General features: G+C 59.2%; 2 protein-coding genes. Both read right to left on the reverse strand.

The window, feature by feature from the left end; translation table 11 throughout:
• Positions 1–239: 239 nt before the first annotated feature.
• On the reverse strand, positions 240–2,066 hold the full coding sequence (locus tag ACYP5B_RS30445; RefSeq protein ID WP_459572146.1) for a DUF3631 domain-containing protein: 1,827 nt from the start codon (positions 2,064–2,066) through the stop codon (positions 240–242).
• Between the two features lie 17 nt (positions 2,067–2,083).
• On the reverse strand, positions 2,084–2,488 hold the full coding sequence (locus tag ACYP5B_RS30450; RefSeq protein WP_459572147.1) for a helix-turn-helix transcriptional regulator: 405 nt from the start codon (positions 2,486–2,488) through the stop codon (positions 2,084–2,086).
• Between the last annotated feature and the right edge of the window lie 444 nt (positions 2,489–2,932).

Consider the following 2,932-nt stretch of genomic DNA (forward strand, 5'->3'; position numbering starts at 1 on the left):
CAAACGGTTTTTTGATGACCGGTCGCGGGCTGACCTCGCCGGGTCCCGGCTCACGCGCCTGCGGCCGCGACCGCTAATCAAAAAACCCTCTGCTTTTACTTCACATGACCGGTTCGGGTAGCTGATCTCTCCCGCTGGTATTCCTGATGATGATCGTGCGCCACACTGCACCCCGCGCCTGAGAAATAGCCAGTAGGCAGTAACTGTGGCGGTGTGGCAGCCTATGCCGAATCGCTTGCTTAGTCAGCTTCGTCGCGCTCACCCAGATCACCAGGGAGATATCGGGCGAATGCGTCCTCAAAGTCCCGGCGGTGGTACCCCTTTAGCGAAGGGGCGGGGCCGACGTCACCCGGCGACCTTTCGGTGCGAATGTTGACGCTCCTGATGTGCAGGGGGCGGAGTAGCCGAGCGAGGTCATGTGCTGTGATCGGACCGCCACGCGTGAACCTGCCCCACGGCTTTTCGGAGTCAAAGGACAAGGTCTGCAGCAACTGGCCGGTCGAGAGCTTCGAGGCTGCTGCCGACTCGAAGGCCAGTTTGATGTCGCTGAGCAGTTCCTCCAGGCCAGCATGATCTCGATGATCGGTCCGTGCCGAAAGCTTGGTTGCCGCATGGCGAGCGTGTTCAACCCAGTCGCTGCCTAAGATGCTCGCGACCGCAAGCAGCGGCTCCCAGTTGTCCGAGAACCGGTCGTTGCCGAGGTTAATTGGATTCCTGGTGGCGTTTCGGACTTCGATTGCATGTTCATGTGCCAGTCTGGCGAAGCAGGCGCGTACAGGAGCAAACGCATCGTTTGCAGACGGCACGTGCATTTCCACGATTTCTTCCGGACGCTTGCGTTGCAGTTCAATTAGGATCGACCGGTCCTCCAGCGTTTCCGGCAGATGCCCAATGCCGAAAATGGCTTTCATGAAGAACGTGCTAAACGAGACATTACGGCCTCGTTCCACTCTGGTGATGGATGCCGCCTGCCGCGTGTGACCAGAGTTGATGATGCCGGTCAGTTCCCGGGAGCCGAAGAACGTGTCGGCTTCATCAATAAGGAGCGTCGGCTTGTTATGCGCAGGCATGCGATATAGCGTAGCCGGCGTCAAGTTGGATGCCGCATAGGCCCTGTACACGAGGCTTTTCAGAAGACCTAGTGCAGTTGTTTTTCCACACCGCTTGACGGGCGAGAAGAATGCAAGCAGCGGTGCGACGCGGATGACGTCAACGAAATACGTTGCCAGGGCCCAGAGGACGATTGCAATGGCGACATAGGCGTCCACGATCAGGTGGCGCATGATGAGCATCGCGGCATGCTGCGCCATCACGCTGCCGTTCACGTGCTGCCCTGGCCAGCGAGTTGGAGCGGGTGGATCCAGTGGGTCGCTGACCTGCGCGCCGAACACAAAGCTGTCCGGCACGGTGGCGGCTTTGAGGCTACGAACAACGCCTTCTGAGCCAAGGGCTCTATAACATTCAATGAAGGAGCCGCCATCCTCCGCTACAGCGAGCTTGATGCCAAGGTGAGCAGCCGTGTCAGTGGCGATACGGCGGCTGGGACCATCGGTCGTCCCGGCGCAGATGATCATTTCATTACCGGGATACCTCGCTTGGAGGTCTGCGGCAATTTCGTGGAGGTTGTCAGTGTACATCGCGCATGCGACCGGCGCTTCAGTCGCCTCGTGAATGGCCGCGGCACTCGCCCAATCCGTGGCGACATAAGTCGGTAAGTCGCTAGACTCGGCGCCGAAATGGATGTATCCGCCTTCGATTTGAGCGCCCGGAATGGTGAGTTCCGCGTGACCGCTGTCGGTAGTGTAGGCTACGAGGACATTGCAGGATTTCCCAGTCTTATCCCAAATCGGTAACGCGAGTGCGTTGGAGCAGTCGACGTCGCCGACCATCAATGGGGCAGTACACTCAAAACCTACGGCCTTGGTGAGACCCTTGGCCGATGCAATGGGGTGAACTGCTTTAGCCCGTGCAAGTTTCTCAAAAACCCCAGCGATTTTTGCTGAGGCGGCATCTTTTGAGCGCGGCCATTCGACCGGATTCAACGGAAACAGATCGTGCGTGTTCATGCTTGCACCTGTCATGGTCAGGCTGCCAGAGCGGAATCGCGCTCAGCGATACGCTGCTGTACCCAATCGTTGATCTCTTTACGGACCCACGCGGTAGACCGGCCGATCTTGATTTTGTTTGGAAATCGGCCCAACTGCATGAGACGGTAGATTTGGGGCCGGCTGATTCCTGTGATCTGTCGTACGGTCGAAAGGCGTACCAACTCGGTCAGATCGGTGGGGATGTCTCGCGCACCGAGGCGCGCAGATTCGCAACCGATCAGAGAGCCAGTTGTATTGGCATGAGCAGGCAAATGGCTGGACTGCCGCGCTTGAGGTTCGGCGTTCGCACGTATCCATTGTCGGGTTTGCAGAATCCGCTTAGCCGGCAGTCCCGTGCTCGCCGAGGTGTTCGTCCGCCGTGGGGTATTGGTGTTGTGCATTGAAAGCTCCATTCGTTTATCAGGGTCTGTTCGAGAGCGAACGGATGCATTGTTGTTTGATTCCGGCTGGTCGGCGGAACTGAGGCAGGAGGTTTCCCAAGAACCGAATTGGCGAAAACGGCTGCTTGTCGTTTGCAAGAAGTCCCGTTTTGTGCTAGTCCGCCGGCCTGACCGGGTTGTATGTGGATGGACTGTGCGTATCAGACCAATGAAGCGCAGCGTGGCGTGCCTGATTGGGAGAGATTGGCCCGATGGCGTTCCTGGCGGCACTAGTGCGAATGGGGGGCGCTGCGGCCTGGGGTTGGGTGGGAAGCTGCGCCGTGGAGGCTAGGCGCTCGCCGTAGCCGGACCGGCTGCTAGCGGGCGCGGAGGGCGTGTGGGAGTGACTGTCCCAATGGTGGATGGGGTGGCGACCTGCTCGCCGACCGGCGGCAGGTCGACGCT

This window comes from Cupriavidus sp. 8B (assembly GCF_054589115.1).

What these genes read in the sequence shown, in the direction of transcription:
- ACYP5B_RS30445 (WP_459572146.1), bottom strand. Translation starts at nt 2,066, where the DNA reads ATGAACACGCACGATCTGTTTCCGTTGAATCCGGTCGAATGGCCGCGC.
- ACYP5B_RS30450 (WP_459572147.1), bottom strand. Translation starts at nt 2,488, where the DNA reads ATGCACAACACCAATACCCCACGGCGGACGAACACCTCGGCGAGCACG.